Annotated in this window: 22 protein-coding genes; 14 read left to right on the forward strand and 8 right to left on the reverse strand. The window is 54.8% G+C overall.

What is annotated here, in order from left to right:
- Window positions 1-387: 387 nt before the first annotated feature.
- The gene (locus H6G53_RS19295; RefSeq protein WP_190533494.1) at window positions 388-2,490 is read right to left on the reverse strand and encodes a mechanosensitive ion channel family protein; all 2,103 of its coding nucleotides are present in this window, start codon (window positions 2,488-2,490) and stop codon (window positions 388-390) included.
- 138 nt (window positions 2,491-2,628) lie between these two features.
- Complete coding sequence (locus tag H6G53_RS12835) at window positions 2,629-3,189, reverse strand: NUDIX domain-containing protein (protein WP_190533496.1); 561 nt, start codon at window positions 3,187-3,189, stop codon at window positions 2,629-2,631.
- 187 nt (window positions 3,190-3,376) lie between these two features.
- Between H6G53_RS12835 and H6G53_RS12840 the strand changes: the two genes are divergently transcribed.
- The 6 genes from H6G53_RS12840 (at window position 3,377) to pgsA (ending at window position 8,775) form a co-directional block, all read left to right on the forward strand.
- Complete coding sequence (locus H6G53_RS12840) at window positions 3,377-4,009, forward strand: DedA family protein (RefSeq protein WP_190355983.1); 633 nt, start codon at window positions 3,377-3,379, stop codon at window positions 4,007-4,009.
- Between the two features lie 17 nt (window positions 4,010-4,026).
- Window positions 4,027-4,992 carry an NAD-dependent epimerase/dehydratase family protein gene (locus H6G53_RS12845; protein ID WP_190533549.1) on the forward strand — a complete coding sequence of 322 codons (966 nt, stop codon included), beginning with the start codon at window positions 4,027-4,029 and terminating at the stop codon, window positions 4,990-4,992.
- Window positions 4,993-5,148: 156 nt separating this feature from the next.
- The gene (locus H6G53_RS12850; RefSeq protein ID WP_190355982.1) at window positions 5,149-5,460 is read left to right on the forward strand and encodes a DUF2470 domain-containing protein; all 312 of its coding nucleotides are present in this window, start codon (window positions 5,149-5,151) and stop codon (window positions 5,458-5,460) included.
- Window positions 5,461-5,731: 271 nt separating this feature from the next.
- Window positions 5,732-7,267 (forward strand): NAD(P)H-hydrate dehydratase, encoded by a 1,536-nt coding sequence (locus H6G53_RS12855; RefSeq protein WP_190355990.1) that lies wholly within the window; start codon window positions 5,732-5,734, stop codon window positions 7,265-7,267.
- Between the two features lie 204 nt (window positions 7,268-7,471).
- The gene (locus tag H6G53_RS12860) at window positions 7,472-8,053 is read left to right on the forward strand and encodes a hypothetical protein (protein ID WP_190533499.1); all 582 of its coding nucleotides are present in this window, start codon (window positions 7,472-7,474) and stop codon (window positions 8,051-8,053) included.
- Between the two features lie 191 nt (window positions 8,054-8,244).
- On the forward strand, window positions 8,245-8,775 hold the full coding sequence (pgsA, locus tag H6G53_RS12865) for a CDP-diacylglycerol--glycerol-3-phosphate 3-phosphatidyltransferase (protein ID WP_190533502.1): 531 nt from the start codon (window positions 8,245-8,247) through the stop codon (window positions 8,773-8,775).
- 80 nt (window positions 8,776-8,855) lie between these two features.
- Here pgsA and H6G53_RS12870 read toward each other — a convergent pair whose 3' ends face one another.
- From H6G53_RS12870 to H6G53_RS12885, 4 genes are all read right to left on the reverse strand, one after another.
- Complete coding sequence (locus H6G53_RS12870) at window positions 8,856-9,353, reverse strand: hypothetical protein (protein ID WP_190533505.1); 498 nt, start codon at window positions 9,351-9,353, stop codon at window positions 8,856-8,858.
- Between the two features lie 49 nt (window positions 9,354-9,402).
- Complete coding sequence (locus H6G53_RS12875) at window positions 9,403-9,879, reverse strand: hypothetical protein (protein ID WP_190533507.1); 477 nt, start codon at window positions 9,877-9,879, stop codon at window positions 9,403-9,405.
- A complete protein-coding gene (locus H6G53_RS12880) occupies window positions 9,880-10,263 on the reverse strand; it encodes a hypothetical protein (protein ID WP_190533510.1) in 384 nt (127 codons plus the stop codon).
- 368 nt (window positions 10,264-10,631) lie between these two features.
- Window positions 10,632-11,366 carry a glycerophosphoryl diester phosphodiesterase membrane domain-containing protein gene (locus tag H6G53_RS12885; protein ID WP_190355979.1) on the reverse strand — a complete coding sequence of 245 codons (735 nt, stop codon included), beginning with the start codon at window positions 11,364-11,366 and terminating at the stop codon, window positions 10,632-10,634.
- Window positions 11,367-11,521: 155 nt separating this feature from the next.
- Here H6G53_RS12885 and H6G53_RS12890 point away from each other — a divergent pair, with 155 nt between their 5' ends.
- The 4 genes from H6G53_RS12890 to H6G53_RS12905 all read left to right on the forward strand — a co-directional run bounded on the left by H6G53_RS12890 (window position 11,522) and on the right by H6G53_RS12905 (window position 19,556).
- Window positions 11,522-13,123 carry a YcjF family protein gene (locus H6G53_RS12890; RefSeq protein ID WP_190533513.1) on the forward strand — a complete coding sequence of 534 codons (1,602 nt, stop codon included), beginning with the start codon at window positions 11,522-11,524 and terminating at the stop codon, window positions 13,121-13,123.
- Between the two features lie 1,632 nt (window positions 13,124-14,755).
- Window positions 14,756-15,256: a GNAT family N-acetyltransferase gene (locus H6G53_RS12895; RefSeq protein ID WP_190533516.1), complete on the forward strand. Its 501-nt coding sequence runs from the start codon at window positions 14,756-14,758 to the stop codon at window positions 15,254-15,256.
- Window positions 15,257-15,301: 45 nt separating this feature from the next.
- Window positions 15,302-17,521, forward strand: coding sequence for a transglycosylase SLT domain-containing protein (locus tag H6G53_RS19300; protein ID WP_190533520.1), 2,220 nt, complete (start codon window positions 15,302-15,304; stop codon window positions 17,519-17,521).
- 454 nt (window positions 17,522-17,975) lie between these two features.
- On the forward strand, window positions 17,976-19,556 hold the full coding sequence (locus H6G53_RS12905; protein ID WP_099534199.1) for an adenosine deaminase: 1,581 nt from the start codon (window positions 17,976-17,978) through the stop codon (window positions 19,554-19,556).
- A gap of 36 nt (window positions 19,557-19,592) precedes the next feature.
- On the opposite strand, the gene H6G53_RS12910 is transcribed toward H6G53_RS12905, so the two are convergent.
- The gene (locus H6G53_RS12910) at window positions 19,593-20,138 is read right to left on the reverse strand and encodes a Uma2 family endonuclease (protein WP_190533523.1); all 546 of its coding nucleotides are present in this window, start codon (window positions 20,136-20,138) and stop codon (window positions 19,593-19,595) included.
- A 55-nt stretch (window positions 20,139-20,193) separates the two neighbouring features.
- Window positions 20,194-21,027, reverse strand: a complete 834-nt coding sequence (locus H6G53_RS12915; protein WP_190533526.1) for an alpha/beta hydrolase — start codon at window positions 21,025-21,027, stop codon at window positions 20,194-20,196.
- Window positions 21,028-21,227: 200 nt separating this feature from the next.
- Here H6G53_RS12915 and H6G53_RS12920 point away from each other — a divergent pair, with 200 nt between their 5' ends.
- From H6G53_RS12920 to H6G53_RS12935, 4 genes are all read left to right on the forward strand, one after another.
- Entirely contained in the window at window positions 21,228-23,435 is a 2,208-nt protein-coding gene (locus H6G53_RS12920) for a phosphoketolase (RefSeq protein WP_190533530.1), read from the forward strand.
- Window positions 23,436-23,654: 219 nt separating this feature from the next.
- The gene (locus tag H6G53_RS12925) at window positions 23,655-24,404 is read left to right on the forward strand and encodes an abortive infection family protein (RefSeq protein ID WP_190533533.1); all 750 of its coding nucleotides are present in this window, start codon (window positions 23,655-23,657) and stop codon (window positions 24,402-24,404) included.
- Between the two features lie 448 nt (window positions 24,405-24,852).
- Window positions 24,853-25,671: an HNH endonuclease gene (locus H6G53_RS12930; protein WP_190533536.1), complete on the forward strand. Its 819-nt coding sequence runs from the start codon at window positions 24,853-24,855 to the stop codon at window positions 25,669-25,671.
- Window positions 25,672-25,777: 106 nt separating this feature from the next.
- A complete protein-coding gene (locus tag H6G53_RS12935) occupies window positions 25,778-25,915 on the forward strand; it encodes a hypothetical protein (RefSeq protein WP_190533552.1) in 138 nt (45 codons plus the stop codon).
- The last annotated feature ends 297 nt before the right edge of the window (window positions 25,916-26,212 follow it).

Below are 26,212 nucleotides of genomic sequence, written 5' to 3' on the forward strand. Positions count from 1 at the left end.
CAAGAACCTGTAGTTTGGGGAAGCTAATCTCGATTAGCTCCCCTCTTTTTATTTCAGAAAGCAGCTTTTCCTTCCTAAATAAACCTTGTTTCGTCAAATCTGGGTTCTAGCTGCCCAAATTGTCTACTACGAAAGCTTCACAGTTGCCTAACAGTTCTATAGCCGTTTAGGGTGACGTTCGCAACTAGGCCTAAACTCTGGCCCACAACAGGATTGCGGCGGAGGGAACCTGGCTTGGCGGGATGCAAATGGGTGCAAAAAAGAAGCGATCGCCTATCAGAGACGATCGCACGGGGGCAAGGGTAATTATTGCAACCTATTCAAGTACAACCAATACGGACAAGACCTGTCTCAATCAGACTGGCACAAGTCCCTAGGCACGGGGGCCTAACTGGTTTTGGCCGACGGGTCGATCGGGCCCGCATCCAGATCAGCTCCCGGATTGGGCGCGGAAGCGGTCATTCCATCCGCAATCGGGGCCGGGTCGCCGCCATCCTGATCGCGGGAAGCATGGGCATGGTGCGTGCCCTGGCCGTTACTGTCGGACTTTGGTGATTTGGTTGTGGTGGTTGTGGGGTCTGGGTTTCGGGACTGGGACTGCTGGGCCAGGGTGTCACGCTCCGCATTGTCGCGCTCCTCTGCCCGATCGCGCGCCCCATTGTCCTCCATTTCCAAAGGCACAATTGGAGCAGGTGGATCGGTTTGACCCATCAGGCCAATTTGGGCCGCATTAAAGGCAATTGCCACGCGCCGCCGAAATTCTCGGGCCGCGCCCCACTGTTGCAAGGGAGTGGTGCGAATCCAAACCCGCACCATGGAACCACTGGCGGAAAACTCATCAATCCCCAGCACTTGGGGACGATCGAGCAAAATTTCTGACCACTGCGGATCCGCCGCCAAATCATCACTGAGCTGATTCAAAATCGCCAGGGCTTGATCCAAGTCGGCTCCATAGGCGATCGGGATTCGCAAATCCGCTTGGGAATAGTGGTTGGACAGGTTGGCCACCGTACGGATTTCGCTGTTGGGAATCACAATCAGCCGCTGTTCTGCATCCCGCAGCTTCGTGACCCGCAGGGTGAGCGCCTCCACCCGCCCGGTCAGGTTGCCCACCGCGATCGCGTCGCCCACGGAAAATTGATCCTCCGCCAAAATCAAAAACCCGTTAATCGCATCCTTAATCAGGTTTTGGGAAGCCAGCGACAGGGCCACCCCAATTAACCCCGCCCCGGCAATCAGTGGCCCCACATCTACGCCAATGCCAGCCAGGCCAACGATCGCCCCCAAAATGACCAGCAACACGGTCAGGAAACTTTTGAGGATGCTGGATAGGGTGAGGACGCGCTGTTGCAAACGGGGGCGAGTGCGGGGAGCAATTTGGGTTCCGGCCGTGAGGATCGCCGTTGCCCGATCGACAGCGATGTAACTCAACAAAATTGCAATGTAGGTGACCAGGGTGGCCAAACCCAGCTTGAGGTAGGCCTCAAGGGCATCAAAGATTCGGGCCTGGAGCCAGCGGGTGGCGGGAAAGTTACCCAACACCCACAAACTGGCGGTGGCCCATACGGAAGGCTGGGCAATTTGAATCAGAATCCGCCCGATCGCCAGCCAATGGTCTCGGCGCTGGCGTTGCAACCAAGCGGCCAGGGGAAAACTGTCGTTGGGTTTCGGGTCAACGGGCGGGGTGCTGTGGCTGAGTCGATCGAGCCGTTGCAGACCCCAACCCAACATCAGATGGGCCCCCAAGGCTACTAACCAAATGGCCAAGCTCGATCGCACCTGTTGCCCCAAGGCCGTCGGTTGTCGATCAGCCCGGGCCTGTTGCAAAGATTCCTCAATGGCCGTTTTCACGGAAGTGGCATAGATTCGGGGCTGGGTGAGCTGGGTTCCCGCATCCAGGGCCGTCACCGTCATGATGTAGCGACCATTGACCAAAATTCGAGGCGCATCAACCAAGGCCGTAGCAGGCAAGGCCGTAGTGGGCAAGGGCGCAGCCGGGGTCGCCGGAGCAACAACGGCGGGAGCCGACCCCGAGCCGGGAACCGCCGCATTGGAATTGGGAGCCGCAGCGGGGGCAGACGCGCTGAGTTCGATCGTGACCGCCAACGATCCCTTGGGGTCGCTGAGGAAGCGATCGCCCGCTCCCTGTAGCTGGGTGGTGATGGTGGCAGTCCGCCGAGCCAACTCCTTGGGGGGAGCCGCAATCTGGAATACTGGCCGCCCATCAAATTCAATCCATGCGGCTTGGGGGCGATCGGCCTCAGCTCCCACCCAAGGAGCAGCCCAAGGCTGAATGAAGCTATTGGCCCAGTTGGTTTCCAGGGTCGAGCCAGCCGCCGCAGGAGCCTGAGCATTCAGGGGACTGCTGGCCCCCAACCAGAGGATCAGCCCCAGGACGATCGCCCCCAATGGCCAGCGTCGTCCTGCCGATCGCCCCGAGCGACGTTGGATGATGGTTCGGATTGCTCGCTGGATTGCTCTCTGGATCACGTTGGGGATTCCGATCAAGGTCGGCAATTGGAATGGACTTCAATAAATTAATCAATAATTAATATTGATCGAGGCATTGATCGAAATATTGATCGAAATCATGTTGATCGAAGTGAATCGAAATCTCGATCAGACGCTTCACTTGCTCAACTGATCGCAAGCCCGCCCGATCGCCAATAGAGCTTCATCCATCGGGCCCTGGCCCGTCACCCACTGGGGCAACTCACTCGATCGCACCCAAGCCCATTCGGAATATTCATCCTCGCTGAGTTGCACCTGGGCCGCCTGGGTTGCCGTCAGCCTCACGGCAAAGGTCAGATTCACGCTGTGTAACCCTTCCTCGGCCGGGGGTTGCGATCGCTCCGCAAATTCCGTGGAATAGGCCCCAATCCACTGCAACTGGCTGGGCAAAATTTCTAGGCCAGCTTCCTCCTTCGCCTTGCGGATGGCGGTGTGCTGGGGACTTTCGCCGGGAAACATTCGCCCACCCACCAACCACCAACCCACCCGGGGCGGCCGTCGTCGAAAGCCCAAAAGCCGTCGATCGCCCTCGCAGAACAACAAATCCACACAGGTAATCACCAAAGCGCTCAGGGCCTGGCCATAGGCGATCGCATCCAAATAGGGCCGGGGCGATCGCGTCCCCCGAGGCTCCGAATCCTGTTCCAAATCCCGTTCCGAGTAATGCGCTGGTTCCATTCGTCGGTTGCTGTCCTGAATTGGCTGTCTTGAACTGGCTATCACTGGCTATTTTGAATTGCCGGCCCCGGGCGATCGGGTGTGGATTCGCCCCAACCACCCAAAACTTCGTCACTCCATGGCCGCGATCGCCAACCCGCCGTTTAGAATGAGTTAACAAAGTTTTACACCACCCCTATCCTCCTCCATGCTCGCTTTGATTCCCGAGCTGATTACGCTCGAAACTATCGAAGCGCTCGCGCAAGAATATGGCTACTGGGCCGTATTCCTGGGAATTGCCCTGGAAAACGCCGGTATCCCCCTGCCGGGCGAAACCATCACCCTTGTGGGCGGTTTTTTGGCGGGCAGTGGCGAATTGAGCTATGGCGGCGTTCTGGGAACGGCCATCGGCGGCGCAATTTTGGGCGACAACCTGGGCTACTGGCTGGGCCGCTGGGGCGGTTGGTCGCTGTTGGTGCGGCTGGGCAAACTCTTCCGAATTGGTGAAGAGAAGCTGGAAGGCGCTCGCGAGCAATTTAGCAACAACGCCGGTAAGGCCGTGTTTTGGGGCCGGTTCGTGGCTCTGCTGCGGATTTTTGCGGGCCCCATGGCGGGCTTGGTGGAAATGCCCTATGGCAAATTTTTGGCCTATAACGCAGCCGGGGCCGCCGTTTGGGCCGGAGTCACGGTCACAGCGGCCTACTTCTGCGGGCGGCTGGTGTCCTTGGAAACCCTGATGAGCTGGGCTAGTCAGTTCACTTGGGTGGCGCTGCTGGCGATCGGGCTAGTGGTGGCCGTGTCCCTGTGGCTCGAAAACCGCAAATCCACACCATTGGGCTAGGACAGCAGGGGGCGATCGTGCGGGTATTCGTGACCGGTGCAACGGGATTTACCGGGTCTCATTTGGTGCGGGCCCTGGTGAAACGGGGCGATCGGGTGGTGGCCCTGGTGCGGCCCCGGGCGGATCGATCGCGCCTGGCCGGCCTGCCCATTGAAATCATTGAAGGCGATCTTCAGCAGCCCGCTGCCCTGGCCCAAGGGATGGCCGAAGCGGACTGGGTGTTTCACACGGCGGCCTATGTGGAATTGGGCCTGGTGGACAGCGAAAAAATGTGGCAAACCAACGTGGAAGGAACCCGCCAAGTACTGGCGGCAGCCCAGGCCGCTGGGGTGAAGCGGTTGGTTTATTGCAGCACGATCGGGGTGTTTGGCCACACCTTTGGTCAAGTGGTGGACGAAACATTCCAGCGGGTGCAGGCTCAGTTTGATTCCGCCTACGACCACACCAAATATGAAGCCCAAGTGCTGGTCGATCGCGCGGCCCAAAACGGTCTGGACACCATCAGCGTCATGCCCTCCGGCATTTTTGGTGGCGATGATCCACACTTTGGCCCCGTCCTGCGCCAATTTCTACGCGGGAAATTGCCCTTTTGGGTCGGGGGCGATCGCCCCACCGGGATTGTGCATGTGGATGACCTGGTGGCGGGCATGATCTTGGCGGCCGAACGGGGCACACCGGGCGGCTGGTATATCCTCTCGGCTGGAGAATGCCCCACGCGGGAAATGTTTCGGATGGTGGGCGAGACGGCTGAAATCCCTCCCCCCAAGGAAGTGCCCGCCTGGTTGGTGCGAATTTTGGGGGCAATTCTCGACCCGATCGGGCGGTTATTTCGTTGGCAACCACCCCTCAGCCGCGAGCGTGTTCGCTACATCTACGATCGCTGTGTGCGAGTGGATGCCACCAAAGCCCGTCAAGAGCTGGGCTGGCAACCCCGAGCGCTGGCCCAAACCCTCCGGGACGTGGTGGCCGAAATGGTTGAATAGGAAAAGCCTTAACGAGGACAAAGACAAGGGGCTTAAGCCTCTTGCTCCCAAGATCCGCTAACGATCGCGCCCAATATTTCGCCTGGGTTGCATCCCAACTCCAACCGGCTTTCGTAACCCCAAAACAGCAAAATCGATTTCAAACCATCCAGACCCATGAGCGACTCGGCAACCGCAGCCCCCGAAAATCCGTTCACGGCCCAAGTGAGCGATCGAATCTGTAAACACATGAACGATGACCACGCCGACGCGGTGTTGGTCTATGCCCAATATTTCGGCCAGATCACGACGGCCACCAGCGCCCGAATGCGGTCGATCGACGCGGCTGGCATGGACTTAGCCGTGGAAGTGGACGGCCATCTCCAGCCCCTGCGCATCGAATTCAAAGCACCTTTGGCCGATGCAAAGGCCGCCCATCATGTTTTGGTAGACATGATTAAAGAGGCGCAACAGGCCAGCGATCGCTAATCTAGCAATGGCCCCGACCATCAGCCGCTAGCGCCGTCCACAAGGACTCAACGCCAAAATTAGCCACTAAAACCGAGATTTGTGGCGCAAAATACCCGATGGGGCCAATTTTTTGCAGCAAAGCCATTCATCGACAGGATTGAGCCACTGAGCTATCCCTAGCCTCTCAATCCTGTACGATCGGGTCTGGCTGGGTTGGCCAGTCCCTGCTCCGTGGTTTTGAGGAGGCATGGTTTTGAGGAGACTTGGTGTGCAACCGTCAAAGGGGCCAATGGGGGGGATGCGCGATCGCTACGTCGTCACGGCGGCCCAAATGCAGGCGATCGAGTCTCGGGTGTTTGCGGCGGGAATGCCCGTCGCAGCCTTGATGGAAAAAGTGGCCGGACTCATTACCCAGCGAGTCATGGCATGGCGATCGATCGCCCAAGGGCCGCGGGTGGGAATTTTGGCCGGCCCCGGCCACAACGGCGGTGATGCCCTGGTGGTGGCCCGGGAGCTACACCTGCGCGGCTATCAAGTTGCCGTTTACCTCCCCTTTGAGCAGCGCAAGGAACTGACCGATCGCCATGCCCAATACGCCGCCAGCTTGGGTATTGAGGTCAGCCCTGATCTAGCCCCCGTTTTGGCGGCCGATTGGCTGGTGGATGGGTTGTTTGGCTTTGGTTTGGAACGGCCGATCGAGGGATCCTTGGCCGAAGCGATCGATCAGGTGAACAACAGCGGCAAACCGATCGTGAGCATTGACCTCCCCTCCGGCCTCCACACCGACAGCGGCGCAGTCCTGGGCAAAGCGATTCGATCGACCCTCACCCTCTGTTTGGGCCTTTGGAAACGGGGCCTTCTGCTCGATCGGGCCCTGGATTGGGTCGGCCAAGCGGAACTGATTGACTTTGACCTGCCCCTAGCCGACATTCAAGCCATCCTGGGCCCAGACCCCCAACTGAACCGAATCACCGCCCACCTCGCCCAATTACCCCTCAACCGATCGCCCGCCACCCACAAATACGAGCAAGGTCACTTGCTAGTGGTGGCGGGTTCCGCTGTTTATATGGGGGCCGCGTTCCTGGCCGCCTTGGGGGCCCGATCGAGCGGCGTGGGCATGTTAACCGTCGCCGTGCCCGCCAGTCTGAAGCCTTGGTTGGTGGCCCAAATTCCCGAAGCCCTCGTGGTGGCCTGTCCCGAAACGGATATGGGCAAAATTGCCCGCGTTGATTTGGATCTCGCTCGCTACGACGCGATCGCCTGTGGTTGTGGCCTCACCCGAGAAGCCACCCCGATTGTCCAAGCGGTTTGGGAGAGCGATCGGCCCCTCGTGCTGGATGCAGATGGGTTAAACGCCCTGGCCCAACTGGGTTGGCGCGATCGCCAAGGCCCCGTTGTCCTCACCCCCCACTGGGGAGAATTTCAGCGGCTGTTTCCCAACTTGGTCGCCCAAACCAGCGATCGACTGGAACTAGCCCAGCGGGCGGCCCAGCAAACCGGGGCGATCGTCCTGTTGAAAGGGGCCCGCACCGTGGTGGCCGAACCCGGCGGCCAAAGCTGGATAGTACCCGAAAGCACTCCCGGCCTGGCTCGGGGCGGGAGTGGTGATGTTTTGGCTGGGTTGCTGGGGGGATTGGTGGCCCAAGCCCGCCCCACCACCCTCACCGATTGGGGCTATTGGGCCGCCACAGCCGCCTGGTGGCACGCCCAAGCGGGCATTCAAGCCGTTCAGGATCGATCGATTTTGGGAGTGAATGGAGCCAGCCTGGCCGATGGTCTGCTCACCGTTGCCCGTCAGCAGGCCATTTTGAATCACACGATCTAATCGCACGATTGAACCATGCAATCTAATCACACGATTCACACGATCAATGATTGATAACGATCATTGATGACGATTAATCGCCCCATGATTGATCAATGAATCATCAAATCATCGAATTCATGACCCAATCAATCCTTCATTATGGATCGCGAAAAAGTTTGGCAATCATTAAACTCTGATCTATCGCGCCTCATCATTGGTTTTGTGCTGACCACCCTAGTCGGTGGATTGCTCACCCAATGGTATCAAGATCAAAATTGGCGAAGACAATCCCAGTTTGAATACGAAAAACGCCAACTGGACGAAGCCCAAAAATTCATAGAAAGGCTTTCAACTTCCGTGAGCCTTCATCTTTGGAACTTGCGCGAACTGGAGCTATTACTGTCAGGAGCCACGCCGGCCAACCCCGAGGAATTAGAGAAGGTTTGGACTGCCTTTAAAGAGGGCCGTAACAAGTGGTACATGGACTTACCATTGCACCAAAGCAAAGCCAACTTACTCTTGGCTCCGGGTATGAAAGAGCTGTTACGCACCGGCAATGAGACCCAAGATCCTAACTTGCAAAATCCCAAAAGTTTAGCGGGCTTTTTCGCGATCGCGGAACGATCCACCCTCCGAGTCACCAACTGTGTGCGGAGCAAGACCTGTCAACCCACACCGAGCGACATTGCCCAAATGAAAACCAGCATTGATCGCCTAGAAACCGCCGCCACACGCTATCTGGAATATGCCTCGAACCTCATTTATCGCAAGTCAATCGACTTGCAGCCCTTAACGTTTGAATAGACTGCAATCAACCCCGATCGCCCTCCTGAAGATCTCAAAAGCGGCTCAGGATTACCTCAAAACCATCACTCAAAATCACCACTCCATGAATCATCAATTCTGAACTGATTTCGGGCTGACTTTGGGCGCGATCGCTAGCCTTCCCAGCCCGATCGCGCTACAAGTATTGTTCAAGCGTTGGAGAAACAGCCGTGAATTTGCCCACTTGGATCACCGTGTCGCGGTTGGCAGCAGTGCCCCTATTGTTGTGGTGGCTCAGCGGCGAACCCACCACAGCCGATCGCTGGTGGGCATTGGGTGTGTTTCTGTTGGCGGCGGGCACAGACTGGCTGGATGGATACTTGGCCCGCAAGCTGAACCAAGTGACAGACTTGGGCAAATTTTTGGATCCGTTGGTCGATAAGTTGCTGGTTTTGGCTCCCTTGCTTCTGTTGGTGGAGCTGGGGCGGATTCCGGCTTGGGGCGTTTTTGTGATTTTGGCGCGGGAGCTGACGATCGCCGGTTGGCGCGTGAACCAAACCAGCATTTCGGGGGCAAACCTCTGGGGCAAACTGAAAACCGTCAGCCAAATCGCCGCGATCGCCCTGTTGTTAGCCCCAGTGATGGATGCTTACTCCCTTTGGGCGATCGGTCTCTTTTGGGTCTCTGTGGCCCTAACCATAATCTCCGGCGCAATTTATCTCATTCCGGTCGGTAAACAGAGCGTTGAATCCGGTTCTTAGATCACGTCTTTCTTGATTTTTCTCACACAGAAAAATATTAGAATTGACGTTGACATGCGCGGCCATATCTTAGCGATCGCCTAATCGTCGTTGCTGGTGCTGCTGAAGCCAACCGCTAGGGAACCGATCGCCAATTGCAGAGAACGCGCCACCCACAAAGGCATCGGCACTGAATCTCCGGTGCGGCGGTTGTGCCAGCCAATGACCTCTTTCTCCCCGGACTGTGACCACCATGAAAGGGGTGTTTTTAGAACATCAGGAGCCTTGGGCGACTGGATGGCTAGCCAAGCGTGATAGTCGCTGACTTGGTTGGCCATCCAGGCGAGAAAGAACCCCCAAATGCTGATTGAGATTGCACCTAAACCCCAAAGCCCAAACCGTCTCAGGAGTGACCCATTCACAACGGCCAGGATTGCAATCAACACAAATCCGGTGACATAGGGATCGAGAACATCAAAAATTGCACCCACCAACGGGTGAAACGATGGATGATGCACCAGACGGCGCAGCCAGGCCACAAGCAGGCCGATCGCATAGTTGACCACAGACACAGCCAAAAATCCAGTCAGTCCTTGCATAACTATTCAGGGGGTAAGCTTTCGTAGGGAACATCATTACGGCGATCGATTAGTCGTCGTACTGCTTGCCGATTGCCCCTCCTACAACAAAGCTGACAATGCCCCATTGCAATCCCAAGTCCAGCCACCGGGGAAGGCCAACCGTGCCACGGCGACGACTGCGGCTTTGGATTTCTTCGTTGCTGGCTTGCGACCACCAGGCGAGTAGTGTGGTGAGGTCTGCGGGCTTGGTGGGCGGCTGGGCTGAGAGCCAGCGCCGATAGTCGTGGGTCAGTTCGCCCAGGACGCAGGTGAAGACGGCTAAAAGTCCGAGGGCGATCGCTGCCCGGCGCTCCATCCAAAAAAAACTCGCCAGGAGTCCACATCCAGCCGCGATGCTCAGCAGCCAAACAAAGATGGTGAGTATGTAGAATCCTCCCCCCCAGGCGGGGTCACTGGCGATTAGAGCGGCTTTGATTGCAGCCCAGCCCCAGCCGATCGCCCCACCCATTGCGGCCCAAGCGAAAAACGCAACGATTCCCCGCATCTATTCCCCCAGGGCCTTCAGCAGGTCGATCGCGGATGACTCAGGCGCTGGTGACTCGGTGGCGGGACGCACGATCGGTGTGGTGATGCACTCACTTCGCGAAAAATCCACGTCATTGTGGCAAATCCTGACCATCACAAATCCATCCCCGTCATTTTCGGGATCGTAGACCCCATAGCGAATCCACCCGCAGTCAGGGATGAGCGTGTCTAGCAGCTCAAAGGCTTGCTGTTTCAAATTTTCTAGGCGCTCTTCGGTTTCTGGTGATGGGTTTTCTTCGTCTAGGGATAGCCACTCAGCGGCCATCTCGCCAACCAATTCCTTGACTCGCCGCCAGCCCTTACGGCGAGCTTCCTTGAGTTCTGTCAGCACTAAGTCTTCCATTGCCGTCACCGTTGATGCTGCCGAGACTCTACAGCCCAGTGTGAGCACTGATGGCGATCGAAGTCACAAAAAACAAAGCCCACTCGACCGATCGGGTGGGCTTTGCTGGATGGCGCATCAGTTTAATCCGCATTGCTCTGGCTCGAACGCGGCCAGAATGATGCAACGGAAGTCTGACTTGGGCGATCGTTGCAAGCGAAGGGAGACAGCTAGCTGTTTTGCATCCCCTCAATCATCTTAATCACCCGCTGCATCTCGGTTTGTAAACCGGTAATCTGGCTTTGCAGCGGCTCGACTGTTTGGGCGATCGCCTGCTGAATGCCATGGTCGATCGCCGCCAGGATTGAATAGGAATTCAGGCTAGAAAACTAGAGATAGCGAGAAATTTTAATTTTGCTGACCTTGTTGATGGGTTCTGCACTCTCCCAATAAAAACAGAAAATCACTAGATAAGGAAGAATAGCAATAACATTAGTCAGCACCGTAGCAATTACATGGATGATAAAACTTTCTTCCAGTCCCATGAATCCAGAAGGAATGTAAATTGCCACAGAAGCAATACCCATAAGCAGAATTGTAACTAAAACGCTCAATACCGTAGTTCCAGCAATTCTCCATCGCCTTCCTTGAGTTAACTGGGTGCTGCGCTGTCTAGCCTGAGAGCCAGTGGTTCCTTCCAAAACAACAACTGGATCTACTAGTGCAAAGCGCAATGCTAAAATCACACCGGGAATAATAAATAAAACTGTTCCTCCCAAAATAATTAAATTTGTCGTTATACTCGTCGCAAGCATCTTAAAGCTCCTACGAAAGGCATAGGTCATCGCTTGTTGGTAGCTGACGGCCAATCCTTTTTGGAATTGAGATGCTCCATAGAATAATCCGCCAATGTAGATTGGCTTGACAATAAACTCAATGGTGCTTGAGAGACGCATTGAGTATTTTAGAAAACTCATCTCATCACCATTAGCCCATTCTGGAAAAACATAGAAGTCAAAATAGCTGCAAATGAGCGAGCCTGGTAGCCAGACCGTGAGAACAATAGCACTAAATAGTTTGATGTTAGACTTGAATAGATTCACAGCCTCTGTAATTTTATTCATTGAATTGATTCCGCCTAACTTTGCGACTTATTAGCCTGACGCAGAATGTGATACTTGAATAAGGTGTTCTTTCTTAAAGCTTGGATTCAAACTTAAGTTTTTCACACTTTATTCAGCATCCATCGATATCGTCAAGTATTCATGATTCAGTATTTATGACCCTAACTCGCTTTATTGTTGTCCTGACTGGGCTTTGCGTCATCTTAGCGCTGGTGCTCTGGCTCGTCAGCGCCCTGCAACAGCTCTACTGGCAGGTGAGTTGGACAGCCCCATTTTTGGGGCCGGTGGTTGTCTTGTTGACCTTGGCCCTGTTGGGGGCCTTGCTGGTGGCGTTTTTTCGGTACGTGCGGCCCCTGGATTGGCCCCAAGATTGGCGATCGCTCTGGCAGGTGACCCAGCGATCGATCACCGGACAAACGCCCCCCACTCTCCCGGAACCCAGCCCCACCGTTTCCGAAGTGAAAACCGAAGCGGCCGGCGCGGCGCTGGAGGCTGTGCGGGCCCAGGTGGACTTAATTCGCGATCGGGTGGCGCGGCAGGCCCTGTTGGATCGATCGCGCGAAATTGAAAGCAGCTTGGCCCGGGGCGAATTGCTGTTGGTGGTGTTTGGCACAGGGTCAGCGGGCAAAACCTCCTTGGTTAATGCCCTGCTGGGACGGGTGGCCGGAACCATTGGCCCCACCATGGGCACAACGGAAGAGGGCGAAACCTATCGGCTGGCGCTGCCGGAAATTGATCGCGCCTTGTTGATTACGGATACGCCGGGCATTTTGGAAGCGGGGGTGGCGGGAACCCAGCGCGATCGCCAGGCACGGCGGCTGGCGGCTGAAGCGGACTTGCTGATTTTTGTGGTGGAAGGCGACTTGCAGCAGTCGGAATTGGAGCCATTGCAACAGTTGTTGGCGATCGGGAAGCGATCGCTGCTGGTGTTCAACAAAACCGATCGCTACCCCGAGGCCGATCGCACCGCGATTTTGGCCAAATTGCGGGAACGGTTGGCAGAACAGCTCCCCACGGCGGATATTGTCCCGATCGCGGCGCGGCCGGCGGCGGTGCGGTTGCCCAACGGGGAAACCCTGACCCCTGACCCGGAAATTATGCCCCTGATTCGGCGGATCGTGGCGGTGTTGCGGGCCGAAGGGGAAGAACTGATTGCGGACAATATGTTGCTGCAAGCCCAGCGCTTGAGCGATCGGGCCCGCCAACTCATTGATGCCCAGCGACGACGACAGGCCGAAGCCGTGGTCGATCGCTATCAGTGGCTGGGGGCGGGGGCCGTCGCCGTCACGCCTATTCCGGTGGTGGATTTGCTGGCCACGGCGGCGGTCAATGCCCAGATGATTTTGGAGTTGGGCAAGGTCTATGGCTGTAACTTAAGTGGCGATCGGGCGCAGGAGTTGGCCCTGTCCCTCGCCAAAACCATGACCGGCTTGGGCATTGTCAAGGGAGCCATGGGAATTTTGACTACCGCGCTCCAGGTGAACATCGCCACCGCCATCATCAGCCGAGCCATCCAAGCGGTGACAGCGGCCTATTTAACCCGCATTGCCGGCCGCAGTTTCATTGAATATTTTCGTCACGATCAAGATTGGGGCGATGGTGGCATTAGCGAAGTGGTCAAAAAACAGTTTCAGCTAGAACAACGCGATCAGTTTGTAAAACGGTTTGTACAACAGGCGATCGCGAAAGTGGTGCAACCGATCGCCCAAGAAACTGCGCCGCAACCAAAGCCGCCCGATCGCGCCCCTAACCCCTAGTTTCCCCTACAGCAAGCTGTTGCCAATTCCCAGCAAATCATCCCAAAAAGAAACCACCCAATGAGGGTGGCTCTTTGATCCATTATTCAAGCAATGTTCGATCAGCGTTCAATCAGCTAATACTCAATTCGACAATGGAAACAGTTCGGAATTCAACAGCAAACCTTCGGCAAGAAAGCCTCTGGCAAGAAACGTTCAAAAACCTCAGAAACATCAGCAACAAACGTTGCCATGGGCAGGCTTGCAACCGACACAGGCGACCCAAACCCTTTGACCAAATCGAGGCCAAGCTTGGGCTGGCGATTGCTAGGACAGTGCTCCAGCGGTTGCCGACATGGCCGTTTCCGGTCTTGTTTTGAGCCTCAGATCACCATGCTCATGGCCGATACTTGAGAATTTGATGGTGGAATGGGGGCTTGGTCTTAGGCGAATTCAGACCGACTGAATCTTTCCAACTGAATCTTTGAGACTGAAAACGACTTAATCCAGTTTTCGTCCAACCAAGCCCAACCAAAATCCAACATCATCAATCGTCGTCAAATGCAAGTCAAATCAAAATCAAACACAAACAGCAATCAGAGAGGAATTAGGGAGCCTCCTAAGTCATCAGAAATGTTTGAGACGAAATGTTTGAGACTTTGAGATATCGAAAGGGTGACCCGTGATGTTCAGCGGAGCCAGCGAGTTAATCAGAACTCAAGCCAGCCATCAACATCATCAAGGTCGAAAAGCCGAGAAAACCTGTCTTCAGTTGCCAGCAGTTCCACAAAACAAGCAAGAACTGACTGATCAAACGATCAATGAGAAACAGCGAACCGCAAAATCGTGACAAGCCAACTGCGAAAGACGGATAACCAACTGCGCTTTAGCTGAGCTAACTAATTGGCTAACGGATTGGCTAATGATTATTTTAGCCAACTAAGACTTCCGAGAGGATTCTGATTCAGAATCAATGACAATGCTGCATGTTACAAGCCCATCAAAACCACTGGGGTTTTGGTTAACGAACAGAGCCACAAGGTCTATGTAGCCCTCTACGAAACGAGGCAATAACTTGAAACGATGGTTAAGGGAGTTAACTAACTAGGTTGTCTAGCGCTAACTGATTTGATTCTAATGGGTTTGATCCCCGTAGGTTGAAATAATTCGCAACTGTTAAAAAATGCGATCTATAGCAATAAAGAAGTCAGAAATGGGGCTTTTTAGTTGCGATTTACTTACAAATGGTTATGAACCCAATAGTGCTTGCTAGCGGGTTGGGGAAAATTGACGCGATCGCCCTTCATATTTCAGATGTTGCGGCAAGGGCTGATCCCGGCTTGTTGATCCCGGCTTGCTGATCCCGGCTTTCGGAGCGAGTTGGGATCAAGGGCGCGATCGGGCGCTGACGGAGGGCGGTACATTCCCGGCAGCCATTCCCCAACACCCTACCCGAGACAAATTAGGGATCGATTAGGGACAGGTTAGGGACTGATTAGGGTCAGGTTTTGGAGCAAGGGATTCTGGAAGGGATTTTGGAAAGAATTTTGGGCCGATCGAACCTGGCTGCATTTCCGTGTGCCAGGACGCTGCCAAAGTTGGGATGGGTCGTTTACCATCAACTGCAATTGTCGTTGTTTGCCCGCGACTGCCATGCCTCTCGATTGCAGCCATATTCAGTTTCGCGATCGCGCCGAAGAGATTGATTTTGACCAACTCCATCAACTGTTTCAGGACACGGCATTTTGGGCGCGTGATCGCCGCCGAGAGGACGTGGAATTGGCCGTGGCCAACAGTTTGCCGGTGATTAGCGCTTGGGATGGCGATCGGTTGATTGGGTTTGCCCGGGCCACCTCCGATGGCATCTATCGGGCCACGATTTGGGATGTGGTGGTTCATCCCACCTATCAAGGGGCTGGCATTGGGCGCAAATTGGTGCAAACGGTTTTGGCGCACCCACAACTCTGCCGGGTGGAGCGAGTCTATTTAATGACCACCAATCAACAGGCGTTTTATGAACGGATTGGTTTCCAGGAAAACCAAAGCACCACCATGGTGTTGTTGAATCAACCCTTGATTGAACCCTTGCCAACTTGCCAAGGGGCAGAGGTGGTGCCGGTGTCGGAGGTGGTGGCCCAGCCCACATCGGCCTAGGGACTGCGGCACAATGGCTAGGGTGTCTTGCGATCGAGGCCGGCCGTGAAGTTTGCAACTTGGACAGTGGGGTTACGTCACCTGTGGCGCGATCGCCCTTGGGTGGTGGGTTTGGGGGCTGCGGGAGCCGTGGCCTTGGGGGTTGGTGCGGCCCTGTCGCCCATGGGAGATTGGTTGGCCAATCGTCAGGCTAACCAGTCCCCCACAATGGGATTAGCCGAAGTGGCCGCGGCCCGAATTCACCAAGAAACGCCCAGTCCCGAGGCCAAGGATCCCAAAGCGGCCAAAGTGCCTCCCCTGACGGAGTTGGCGGAGTCGGCCAGCCCCTTGACCCGATCGGGCGCACGCTATGTGTTGGCCACGGAAGCCCTGAGCGTCAAAGACCATGGAACGGCCCTGAAGTGGCTGGAAAATGCTGATGATCCGGTGCTGTTGGCTCCGGTGTTGGCCCTGCGGGCCAAGGCGCAACTCCAAGGGGGCGATCGGGCTGGGGCCAGCCAAACCTGGCAAACCCTGCTGAAGCAATTTCCCCAGGATCCGGCCACGGCGGAAGCGCTCTATGGGTTGGGTCAACAGGATCCAAAGTGGCTCGATCGCCTGGTGGCGGCCGATTCTCCCTGGAAATCGCATCCCCGGGCGATCGCGGTAGCCAAGCAACGGTTAGCCCAAACGCCCGATCGCCCCGACTGGTTCCTATATCTATTGCGCCATGCCCCCGATGCGCGGGACGTGGGCAACTATCTGGGGCCCTTAGAAAGTCAGTTCGCCACTGCTATCACCCCCGCCGATTGGGCCACGATCGGGCGGATCTATTGGGATCGTCGTCAATACGCCAAGGCCGGTGATGCCTACGCCAAAGCCACGCCCAGCCCGCTCCATGCCTATCGGGCCGGGCGGGGGGCCCAACTGGGCGGCAAACGGCCCGAGGCGATCGCCCGCTATCGTCGCCTGATTCAGCAATTTCCCCAAGCTCCGGAAGCGGCCTTTGGCATGACCCGTTTGGCCCGGTTAGTGCCGCCGGCCGAAGGTTTGGCCCTGCTCGATCGCGCCCTGGCCAACCCCAACCATGCCCCTCGGGCCCTGCTGGAGCGAGTGCGGATCCTGAAAAATCAGCAACAGCCCACCACGGCCGATCGCGATCGACTCTTCAAAACCTTCAGCAACAGCGACGCGGCCGGCGATTTGCGCTGGCAACTGGCCGAGGAAGCCGCCACCACCAGCCCCCAAGCGGCCCGCCAATGGGCGATCGCCCTGGTGCAACAGAACCCTGAGCATGAGGATGCCCCTCGGGCCAGCTTTTGGGCCGGGCAATGGGCCGCCCAGTTGGGAGACCAAGCTGCCGCCCAAGCGGCCTACCGCCACACCCTGCAACAGTATCCCGAGTCCTACTACGCCTGGCGATCGGCGGTGAAGTTGGGGTTACCGGTCGGAGATTTCACCACCATTCGATCGGGGCAACCCACCCTGCAACCACCGCCCCCCCGCGCTCCCTTACCCGCCGGATCGCCCACCCTGCAAGCGCTCTATCAACTGGAGCAAGACCGCGCTGCCTTTGACTATTGGCAAACGGAATTCCAAAACCGCAACCAGCCCACCTTTGCAGAGCAATATACGGACGGCACGTTGCGACTGGGCAATGGCGATTATTTAGCCGGTCTTTTCGCCCTGGCCAATTTGCGGTGGCGAGAGGAACCGGGCGATCGGGAACAGTTTGCGGCCGCCCGTCGAGACTTGAACTATTGGCGGCGGCTCTATCCCCGTCCCTATTGGGATGCGATCGCCGCCGGGGCCCGGGCCCAAAATCTGAATCCAGCCCTCGTGTTGGGGCTAATTCGCCAAGAGTCTCACTTTGAGCGCGACATCCGCTCGATCGCCAATGCCGTGGGCTTAATGCAGGTGTTGCCTTCCACGGGCGAATGGGTAGCCAACAAAATCGGCTTCAAGGATTACACCCTGGAAAATCCCCCGGACAACATCAAACTCGGCACTTGGTTTTTGGACTATACCCACCGGGAATATAACAACAACAGTCTGCTAGCCGTCGCCGCCTACAACGCCGGGCCGGGCAATGTGAACCGCTGGGTGAAGCAATTTGGCACGGCGGATCTCGATCGATTTGTGGAGCAAATTCCCTTTTCGGAAACGCGCGGCTATGTAGAAAATGTGTTGGGCAATTATTGGAATTATCTCCGGCTCTACAACCCGGAAACCCAAGCGATTTTGCAACCGTTTCAAGCTGATTCCAAACCCAAAAACAGCCCCTAGAGGATGCTTAAAAAGTCAAATCAAGCCAAATGTCGATCTAATGCTCACTCTATTAATCAAAAAAAAGGCTTCAGGCTATTAATCAAATCACCCAAAACCTTGACATTGCCGCCATGAAATCACGTGGAGCAAGGGGCTTAAGCCCCTTGTTGACAAGGTAAACGATGTAAATAATGGATAATTTCCAGAAAGATATTGCAATCCTTGGCTGATTTTCAGATAGATGTTGCCGCCATGAAATCACGTGGGACAAGGGGCTTGAGTCTCTTATTGACAAGGTAAATGATGTAAATAATGGATAATTTCCAGAAAGATATTGCAATCCTCAGCTAATTTTCAGACAGATATTGAAAACATAAATGTAAATTTATTTAGAATTTGAATATGGTTGAATGATTGAGCAAAAATTGGCGGTACAGTTCACCAAAATTCTCTCGCCGCCCCCCGGTTTTCCATGCCCAAACTTTCCTCCTTCGCTGTTTTATGGGGACTGTTGCTTGGTTCTGGCCTGGTTGTTTCCAGCGTTGCCGCCCAAGAAGCTCCCGTAAACCCGCGATCGCGCCGTGATGCCGAAGCCCAAGTGAGCCAATGGCTGGAGCAACACCGCGCCAGTCCCCCTGCGATTCGGGCCTTTGTGCAGCGAATGCCGAAAGGGGGCGACATTCATACACACCTGAGCGGGGCCGTTTATGCGGAGCGTTATTTGGAGTGGGCCGCCGCCGATGGCTACTGCATTGATCCCCAGGCCCTGACCCTGATTCCACCGAGTGCCTGTGGTCAAAACAGCCGCTATTTTCCCGCCTCGCAGTTGCCCAATCGTCCTGACACCTACGATGCCCTGATTAATCTGTGGTCAACGCGCAATCTGCCTTTTGCCAATCGATCGGGACATGATCAATTTTTCCAGGCGTTTGGCGGCTTTTCGGAAATTTCTTCTGCTCCGTCGCGCCAGGATGACATGGTGGCGGAGGTGGCCAATCGCGCCGCTGATCAGCATATTTTCTATTTAGAGCTGTTGATGACCGTTCAAGGCGCTGAAGTGCGTCAACTGGGGCGGGCGGTGGGCTGGAGTGGCGACTTTGCCCAAATGCGGCGCGCGCTGCTTGATCGCGGCTTAATGGATCTGGTGGCCCGAGGGAGCCAGGAGGTGGCGAATCTTGAACGCCAGGTCGCCAGCACTTTACGCTGCGATACGCCCATGGCTCAACCGGGCTGTGAAGTGACGGTGCGCTATTTGCAACAAACCACACGCACCAAAGCGCCCGAAGAAGTTTTTGCCCAATTTGTTTATGCCTTTGAGTTGGCTAAAGCAAACTCTCGCGTTGTGGGGATCAACTTAGTTGCGCCCGAAGATAATCCGGTGGCCCTGCGCGACTACCAGCAACAAATGCAGATGTTGCAATTTCTAAAAACGCAGTTTCCGGAAGTCAAAATTTCTCTTCACGCAGGGGAATTAACCCTGGGCTTAGTGCCACCGAATGATCTGCGTTTTCATATTCGTCAAGCGGTGGAAGTGGCTCAGGCCAGTCGCATTGGCCATGGGGTGAGCATTCTCTATGAAAACAACCCCTTTCAACTGATGGCAGAAATGCGCAAACGGGGGGTGTTAGTCGAAATTTGCCTCACCAGCAATGAGGTGATTTTGAATGTGGCTGGCAACCAACATCCCTTCCGCGAATATCTGGCGGCCGGTGTGCCGATGACGTTGGCTTCCGATGATGAGGGCATTGCTCGCATTGATTTGAGCAACGAGTATGGATTGGCAATCTTGCGCTATCAGTTGAGCTATGCCGATCTCAAACGGTTGGCGCGCAATAGTTTGGAATATAGTTTCCTCTCGGGAGTCAGTCTTTGGAATTCGTCAAATTTTGACGCAGTGACTGCCGCCTGTGCCCAAGATTCGCCCAACGCTGCTTCCATTTCGGCGGGTTGTCGGGGCTTTTTGGCCCAGAGCGATCGCGCCCGGGTGCAGTGGAAACTTGAATCGGAGTTTGCCCAATTTGAAGCCTTGCCCTCGTTCCGTACGGGCCCCTAGTGCAGGAAATTCACGATTTGCCTACGCCCGATTTGCTTACGGTTGAAAGAGCTGGACTAGATCGATCGCGCAGTCCGGGAAAGCCAGCGGGGCGATCGGGCGATCGCTCACCGTTTCCTCTTGGCTGTAGCGGCCCGCTTCCGGTTGCCGGAACACCACCACCCGCCGATTCACCAAATCCACCACCCAATATTCCGGAATTCCCACCCGCGCGTAGAGATCTCGCTTATGGGTTAGGTCGGTTTTCAGGGTCGATCGGGCAATTTCAATCACCCAAAACAAATCCGCCGCGCCGGGATGTCGTTGGACAAATTGGGATCGATCGCCCCGCACCACTGCAATATCCGGCTCCGGTTCCGAATGGTCTAGGGTAATCGGTCGCGCTTCCCGCACATAGGCTCGCCCCCGCAGGCGATCGCGCAGCCACTCCGCCAGGGTTTCGCCGCGATAGGTATGCTCCGGCCCTTCCGGTGACATTTCAATAATTTGCCCGTTCAACAGTTCCACACGGCGATCGACCAGCAGGCCCGCCGCGATCATTTGGTGATATTCCGCCACAGTCCATTGCGCCAGGGTCAACATAGGCGACCAGTTTCGATCGGGGAATTTCCCCCAGTCTATCAACAGGTTTGATGGCCTAGGGCGCGGCGTTTTGGGTCTCGACTAGGGCGGCAAATTCCGCGAGAGACTGCCGCAATCGATCGCCCGCCACTTCACTCAAATCATTGTGGCCGGCACCAGCGATCCAGAGCGATCGCTTCATTCCGGGAGCAGCGGCGTAGAGTTGCTGCCCGTGGGACCAATTAATCGTTTGATCCTGTTGACCATGAATGACTAAAACGGGCGATCGCACCTGGGCCAACTTACTGTGATTGGTGAACTTATCAAAGGGGAAAATCGCAATCGGCAACACCACCCGAAAAGCAGAGGTGAAAGTGCTTTCCAAAATTAAGCCTCCCACCGGATGCCGTCGCGCCAACTCCGTGGCCGATCCGCCCCCGAGCGATTGCCCATAAACCAGAAGATTGCGCGGCGCAATTTTCAAAGTTTGGGTGAGATATTGATATGCCGCTTCCGCATCTTCATAGGCATTGGCCTCGCTGGGGCTGCCGTCACTGGTTCCATAGCCACGATAATCGTAGGCAAACACCGGATAGCCCCAGTTATGTAACTGAAACAGCCAGGACCGAATTTGCCCCAAGTCACTGGCATTACCGTGAATATAAAGAATGGTCGATCGGGCGTTTTTCTGTGGCAAATAAAGGGCTGAAATTTTTTCCCGAGGATTGACCGGAATTTTCAAAATTTCAGGACTGTCAACATAGCTCGGCGGCGGTGGCAAGAAGATCATGCTATCCGCCCGAAAGAAGACATACAGCGTAATTGCCACATAGACAAAAACAATCGATCGAATCAATCGCTGCCAACTCAGTTCACCAATTAACAGCGATCGCAACTGGGAAGACCACATTACCAGTGACCCATTTTGATTTTTACAAGCTAGTTTGACCGATGGTCGCCGCCCGCGGCCCGCCAACCGGCCACCCGCACCACAGGCAGCCAAGAGGCCGGTTTCGATCGGCTTGCGACTTTAGCAACATCAAGGTTGTAAAATATCGCCTCAAGACTGGCCTTACAGTCGAGAGAGTCGAACCACTAGGTGAATTGCCCATGACCGCCACAACCCCCGCACCCACGACCACGCCTGCGTTTTGCGACGGCATTCAATACTTCGGTGCGCCTTGGCCCGAATTTGACACCCTGGGTGCTGCGCCAGCCGTGGATGCGACCACAGGGGCGATCGCCAGTCCGAGCGATCGAGCGGCGGCCTTCCAAACTCTTCTGGCGGCCGATGCCCTGCGCTACCTGACCGTGCAAATGACCGCCAGCAAGGAATCGGGCCACCCCGGCGGCTATGCCAGTTCCGCCGATGTGATGGCGGCGCTGATCATGCTGGGCTACAAGAACTTCACCACGGAAGTGGGCCACCATGCCCCCGGTTTCTATTCTCAGGTGTTCTTGGATCGATCGCTCGAAGCCATGGGCATCACGACGGTACAGCAACTGCGCGATCGGTTCCGGGAAACCCACGGTCTGCTGGGTCACCTGTCCGGTCAAATCCCCGGCTTGCTCGCCCCCGCCGGCCCCCTCGGCCAGGGTCAGCACTTCGCCATGGCCGGCGCAAAGCTGTTTCCCGGAACCCTCTTCCCCGTGACGATCGGGGATGGCGGCCTGGGCGAACCCTACATCATGAGCAGCTTTGGTCACTTCAACACCGCCTATCCGCAGGCCACCAACTTCCTGCCGATCTTGGTTTGGAACGGCTACAGCCAAGAGCACCACAGCATGGTCTCCACCAAATCCAACGCCGCCATGGAAGCCTACTGGCGCGGCAATGGCTTTGAAGAAGTGGTGCTGCTGGATGCCAAGGCTTTCGACGATGCCGACCAACCGGGCGATTACGTCGATAGCACCCAGTTCTCCTTTGCCCAGCGGTTGGTGTTTGCCCAGGCGGTGCTGGAAGCCACTGACAAGGCGGCGAAACTGGCCTTGGGTGGCAAGCTGACGGTGCTGATCATCAAGCAACTGAAGGGGGCGGGTGTCCACAAGCGCGGGGCCCAATCTCACAACCTCTATCCCGGCGACAACCTGGAGCGGGACTACATTGTGGCGGCCCTGAAGGAGCGGGCCCTGTCGCCGGAGGCTTGGCAACTGGTGCGGACGAATTTTGAGCGATCGGGCGGTGGCCCCGGCTCCCAAGTGGCCGTGACCGAAAGCGTCCGCCCCTTGGCAGATTTGGGCAAGCTGAACCTGGTGGAATTCCCCGCTGGCGAAAAGAAAGTTTCGACCACGGCCATGGGTGATCTGGTGGTGCAAGTGGGCAAGGCCGACCCGGACTTCATCGTCACCAACGCCGACGGTAACGCCGCTTCGGGGATCAACAACATCAACGTGGGCCTGAAGATCGTTCACCCCACCACCGACCCCATCTATTTCCAACAGCCCGATGGTCAGGTCTATGAACCCCTGAACGAAGATGCCTGCGCCGGGTTGGCCGTGGGTCAAGCGCTGTTTGGGGCGCGATCGCTCTGGTGTTCCTACGAATCCTTCGCGATCAACGGGCTGCCGATTTGGCAAACCGTCACCCAAGCCATGGCCGAACTGCGCCGCCCCACGCCCGCCACGGTCTGCCTGTTCACGGCGGGCGCGTTGGAGCAGGGCCGTAACGGCTGGACACACCAACGCCCGGAAATCGAAAACTACTTCGCGGCGATGATGCGCAACGGCAACATCTTCCCGCTGTTCCCCTGCGATGCCAACAGCACCCAAGCTTGTTATGAGTGGGCGCTGGCTCAGGTGAATAAGGGGATCACAATTACGGTCAGTAAGTCGCCGTTGCCGATCGTCTCGACCTTTGAGCAAACGCGCCAAGCCTTGCAGGATGGCGGTTTTGTGTTGCAAGAAACGCCCGGTGAGAAAACCGTGGTCTTGGCGGTGATTGGTGACATGACGCTGACTCCGGCGATCGCGGCGGCGGAACAGTTGGCGGCCCAGGGCATTGGTTCGCGGATTGTGGCGGTGATTAGCCCCCGTCGCCTCTACCGATCGACTGATGTGGCGGTGGAGATGTGCTCGGAGCCGGATGCGCATTTTGTGGATGATGCGACGTTCGATCGGCTCTTTGGCGGTGATGCGTTGTTGGGCGTGACTGGCGGTACGAGTGCGATGCTGGAGCCGATCGTCCTGCGTAGCACGGCCCCGCGCGATGTGTTCGCCTGGAAGCGCGGCGAAACGACGGCGACCGCTGGCCAACTGATGGGCCTCAACGGTCTGACGGCGGAGAACCTGGTAAAACGGGCGATCGCGCTGTTGGGCTAGGGCTGTAACGATCCCAGGGCGATCGTTGCGGTAACAGTCCTATAAGTGGGGGTATTATCCTGCAACTGCGGGATAATACCTTTTTCACCAAAGACAGTCTAAGGAATGGTTAGGTTGCAGAGTTACTGGTTGAGGCTGTACTTCGAGCTTATCTGTAAGCCTTTTAACGCTAATTTGAAACTTGAGTTAGTACAGGTTGGAATCCAGGTTTTAGAAACTATGCTGACACGCTTAGACAAAGTACGGCAACTACAAAACATACTTATTAATCGTGCAACAGGTTGTGATGCCTGTGACGAAGAGTACAGTAAACTTCGCTTAGAGTTATTAAGGGATAGTTCAGTCAGAGATATTCTTCCTCAGTTTGTTAAGACTTGCGATGAACTTTCAAAGTTCTGGGGTTTCATTAAATCAAGGTTCAGTACTTACCAGGAACGGCGAATGTTTATATGGGAAGAATTTAGTTTATTAATTGCTTCTTTAGAACAAAATATTGGTACGGCTCATCCAGCAGATGATGATATCTCCGCTATTCTTATCAATTTCGATATTGAAAATGTTCACATTGCTTGGCAAAAAGCGCTTGAACGTCGCAATGAAGATCCAGAAGCAGCAATTACTATGGCACGTACATTAATCGAATCAGTTTGTAAACATATTTTGGATGAAGCAGGTATTGCTCATAGTGATAAAGATGACTTACCCAAACTCTATAAAGAAACTGCCAAACAACTTAATATGGCTCCTGAACAACATCAAGAAGAAATCTTTAAGCAAATTCTTGGTGGTTGTCAAACAGTAATTCAAGGGCTTGGTACTTTACGCAACAAGCTGAGTGATGCTCATGGCAAAGGTAAAAAAGCTGTTAAACCTTCTCCTCGACATGCTACCCTTGCCGTCAATTTGGCAGGTTCAATGGCAGCATTTTTGGTTGCAGCTTGGGAAGAGCGATCGTTGAAAGCGACCTAACAACCTGGACTGATGAGCCTCAACGGTCTGACGGCGGAGAACCTGGTGAAACGGGCGATCGCACTGCTGGGCTAGGGCTGTGACGATCCCAGGGCGATCGTTGCAATAACAATTCTATAGGTGGGAGTATTATCTTGCAGTTGCGGGGTCGTACCTCTTCCATATAAGTTAGACTATAACTGCTTGATACAAATCTAAGGAAATCCGGATAAAGTAGCCGTATGCTACCTTGATTAGCAAATCCATTATGGGGGCTGAAGCCTAATTATTCTCGTGGGCAGTGCCGTAATTCAGTAATGATGAGCTAGTGAAAGTTCTACGGTATAAGCAATCATTTACCGAAACTTCACAAGCACTGCCGGATTTCACAAGGCAGATGCGCTGTTTTGGCAGGTTTCGATAGTTCTTAAACTGATCTAACATTCTAGGATTACGAGGTTGGGAGTTCATGAATCTTAGAAAATCCTGGACACGAGATGAACTTATTATCGCAATGAATTTGTATTGCAAGTTATCATTTGGCCAGTTTCATCACAAAACACCGATCATCATAGAGGTTGCTGCAAAGCTCGGTAGAACGCCTAGTAGTCTAGCAATGAAACTCAGCAATTTTGCCTCTCTTGATCCAGTACATCAAGCACGTGGTATTCGAGGGTTGAGTGGAGCAAGTAAGGCTGACCAAGAAATTTGGGAAGAATTTGCAGCAAACTGGGAACAGTTGGGAACGGAAAGTGAGGAGCGTTTTCAAGAGTTAGTTGGGTTTGAACCTTCTATTCTTAATCAAGCGCTTATCAAGCAAAAGTCTAAAACATCTAAGCCACCTTCAACCAAATATCCTCCAGATCGAGGCATAGAGGCAACGGAAGCCCAAGTTATAACCAAAATTAGGATTGGGCAAAACTTTTTTCGACAGATGGTTTTGTCATCATATAGCAACCGTTGTTGTATCACCGGAAATCCTATTTCAGAACTGCTAATTGCAAGCCATATTATTCCTTGGCGTGAACAATCAGAGCATCGTCTTAATCCTCATAATGGATTGTGTCTTGCACGCACTCATGATGCTGCCTTTGATCAGGGATTAATCACATTTGATGAAAATTATAATTTAGTTCTAAGTCGCTGTCTTCAAGAGTTTCTACCTGAAGAAACACTAGAAATTAACTTTGTTTCTTATGCTGGTAGTCAACTACGGCTGCCTGAAAAGTTTCATCCTGAACCAGATTTTCTTCGTTTTCATCGAGAAGAAGTTTTTCTTGGTGCTTAATTTACTAGTGATAAGTTAGTGGATCCAGTGATAAGTTAGTGGATAATGTGCATAACGCTCGATTAATCGTCTCTTTGGCGATGATGTGTCGTTGGGTGTGACCGGCGTGCTGGTTCCACAGTACGGCCCCGATGTGTTCGCCTGGAAGCGCGGCGAAACGACGGCCACCGCTGGCCAACTGATGAGCCTCAACGACCTGATGGCAGAGAACCTGGTGAAACGGGCGATCATTGCAGCCGAATGAATTGTTAGCCGTCTTAGACTTCAGCCTTGCCTCCTCTGTCGCCCTCAAAAAAATGCTTGAATTAAGCGATAAGCTCAAACCATCCTGATAAGCCACTGTAAGATCATTTGTCCTTGTATGACGATGGCAAACCTACCCCACTTCATTCAATATCAAGGCAGCCAGAAGTGCTGAATCTAAACACAAAACTTCATACTCTAGGCAACAAGAGTTTCTGGCAGTAAATCATAGCTCCAATGACTGATTGAGCCATAGCGACCGAGTACAACTTGCAAATATCGCAATTTATCTAGTAGC

The organism is Limnothrix sp. FACHB-406 (assembly GCF_014698235.1).
In the GTDB taxonomy this organism is placed as follows: domain Bacteria; phylum Cyanobacteriota; class Cyanobacteriia; order CACIAM-69d; family CACIAM-69d; genus CACIAM-69d.

Coding starts and splice junctions, on each gene's coding strand:
- H6G53_RS12920 (WP_190533530.1), top strand. CDS start 21,228: ATGACCGCCACAACCCCCGCACCCACGACCACGCCTGCGTTTTGCGAC.
- H6G53_RS12870 (WP_190533505.1), bottom strand. CDS start 9,353: ATGCAAGGACTGACTGGATTTTTGGCTGTGTCTGTGGTCAACTATGCG.
- H6G53_RS12880 (WP_190533510.1), bottom strand. CDS start 10,263: ATGGAAGACTTAGTGCTGACAGAACTCAAGGAAGCTCGCCGTAAGGGC.
- H6G53_RS12850 (WP_190355982.1), top strand. CDS start 5,149: ATGAGCGACTCGGCAACCGCAGCCCCCGAAAATCCGTTCACGGCCCAA.
- H6G53_RS12840 (WP_190355983.1), top strand. CDS start 3,377: ATGCTCGCTTTGATTCCCGAGCTGATTACGCTCGAAACTATCGAAGCG.
- H6G53_RS12885 (WP_190355979.1), bottom strand. CDS start 11,366: ATGAATAAAATTACAGAGGCTGTGAATCTATTCAAGTCTAACATCAAA.
- H6G53_RS12930 (WP_190533536.1), top strand. CDS start 24,853: ATGAATCTTAGAAAATCCTGGACACGAGATGAACTTATTATCGCAATG.
- H6G53_RS12835 (WP_190533496.1), bottom strand. CDS start 3,189: ATGGAACCAGCGCATTACTCGGAACGGGATTTGGAACAGGATTCGGAG.
- H6G53_RS12855 (WP_190355990.1), top strand. CDS start 5,732: ATGGGGGGGATGCGCGATCGCTACGTCGTCACGGCGGCCCAAATGCAG.
- H6G53_RS12905 (WP_099534199.1), top strand. CDS start 17,976: ATGCCCAAACTTTCCTCCTTCGCTGTTTTATGGGGACTGTTGCTTGGT.
- H6G53_RS12890 (WP_190533513.1), top strand. CDS start 11,522: ATGACCCTAACTCGCTTTATTGTTGTCCTGACTGGGCTTTGCGTCATC.
- H6G53_RS12915 (WP_190533526.1), bottom strand. CDS start 21,027: ATGTGGTCTTCCCAGTTGCGATCGCTGTTAATTGGTGAACTGAGTTGG.
- H6G53_RS12875 (WP_190533507.1), bottom strand. CDS start 9,879: ATGCGGGGAATCGTTGCGTTTTTCGCTTGGGCCGCAATGGGTGGGGCG.
- H6G53_RS12925 (WP_190533533.1), top strand. CDS start 23,655: ATGCTGACACGCTTAGACAAAGTACGGCAACTACAAAACATACTTATT.
- H6G53_RS12895 (WP_190533516.1), top strand. CDS start 14,756: ATGCCTCTCGATTGCAGCCATATTCAGTTTCGCGATCGCGCCGAAGAG.
- H6G53_RS12910 (WP_190533523.1), bottom strand. CDS start 20,138: ATGTTGACCCTGGCGCAATGGACTGTGGCGGAATATCACCAAATGATC.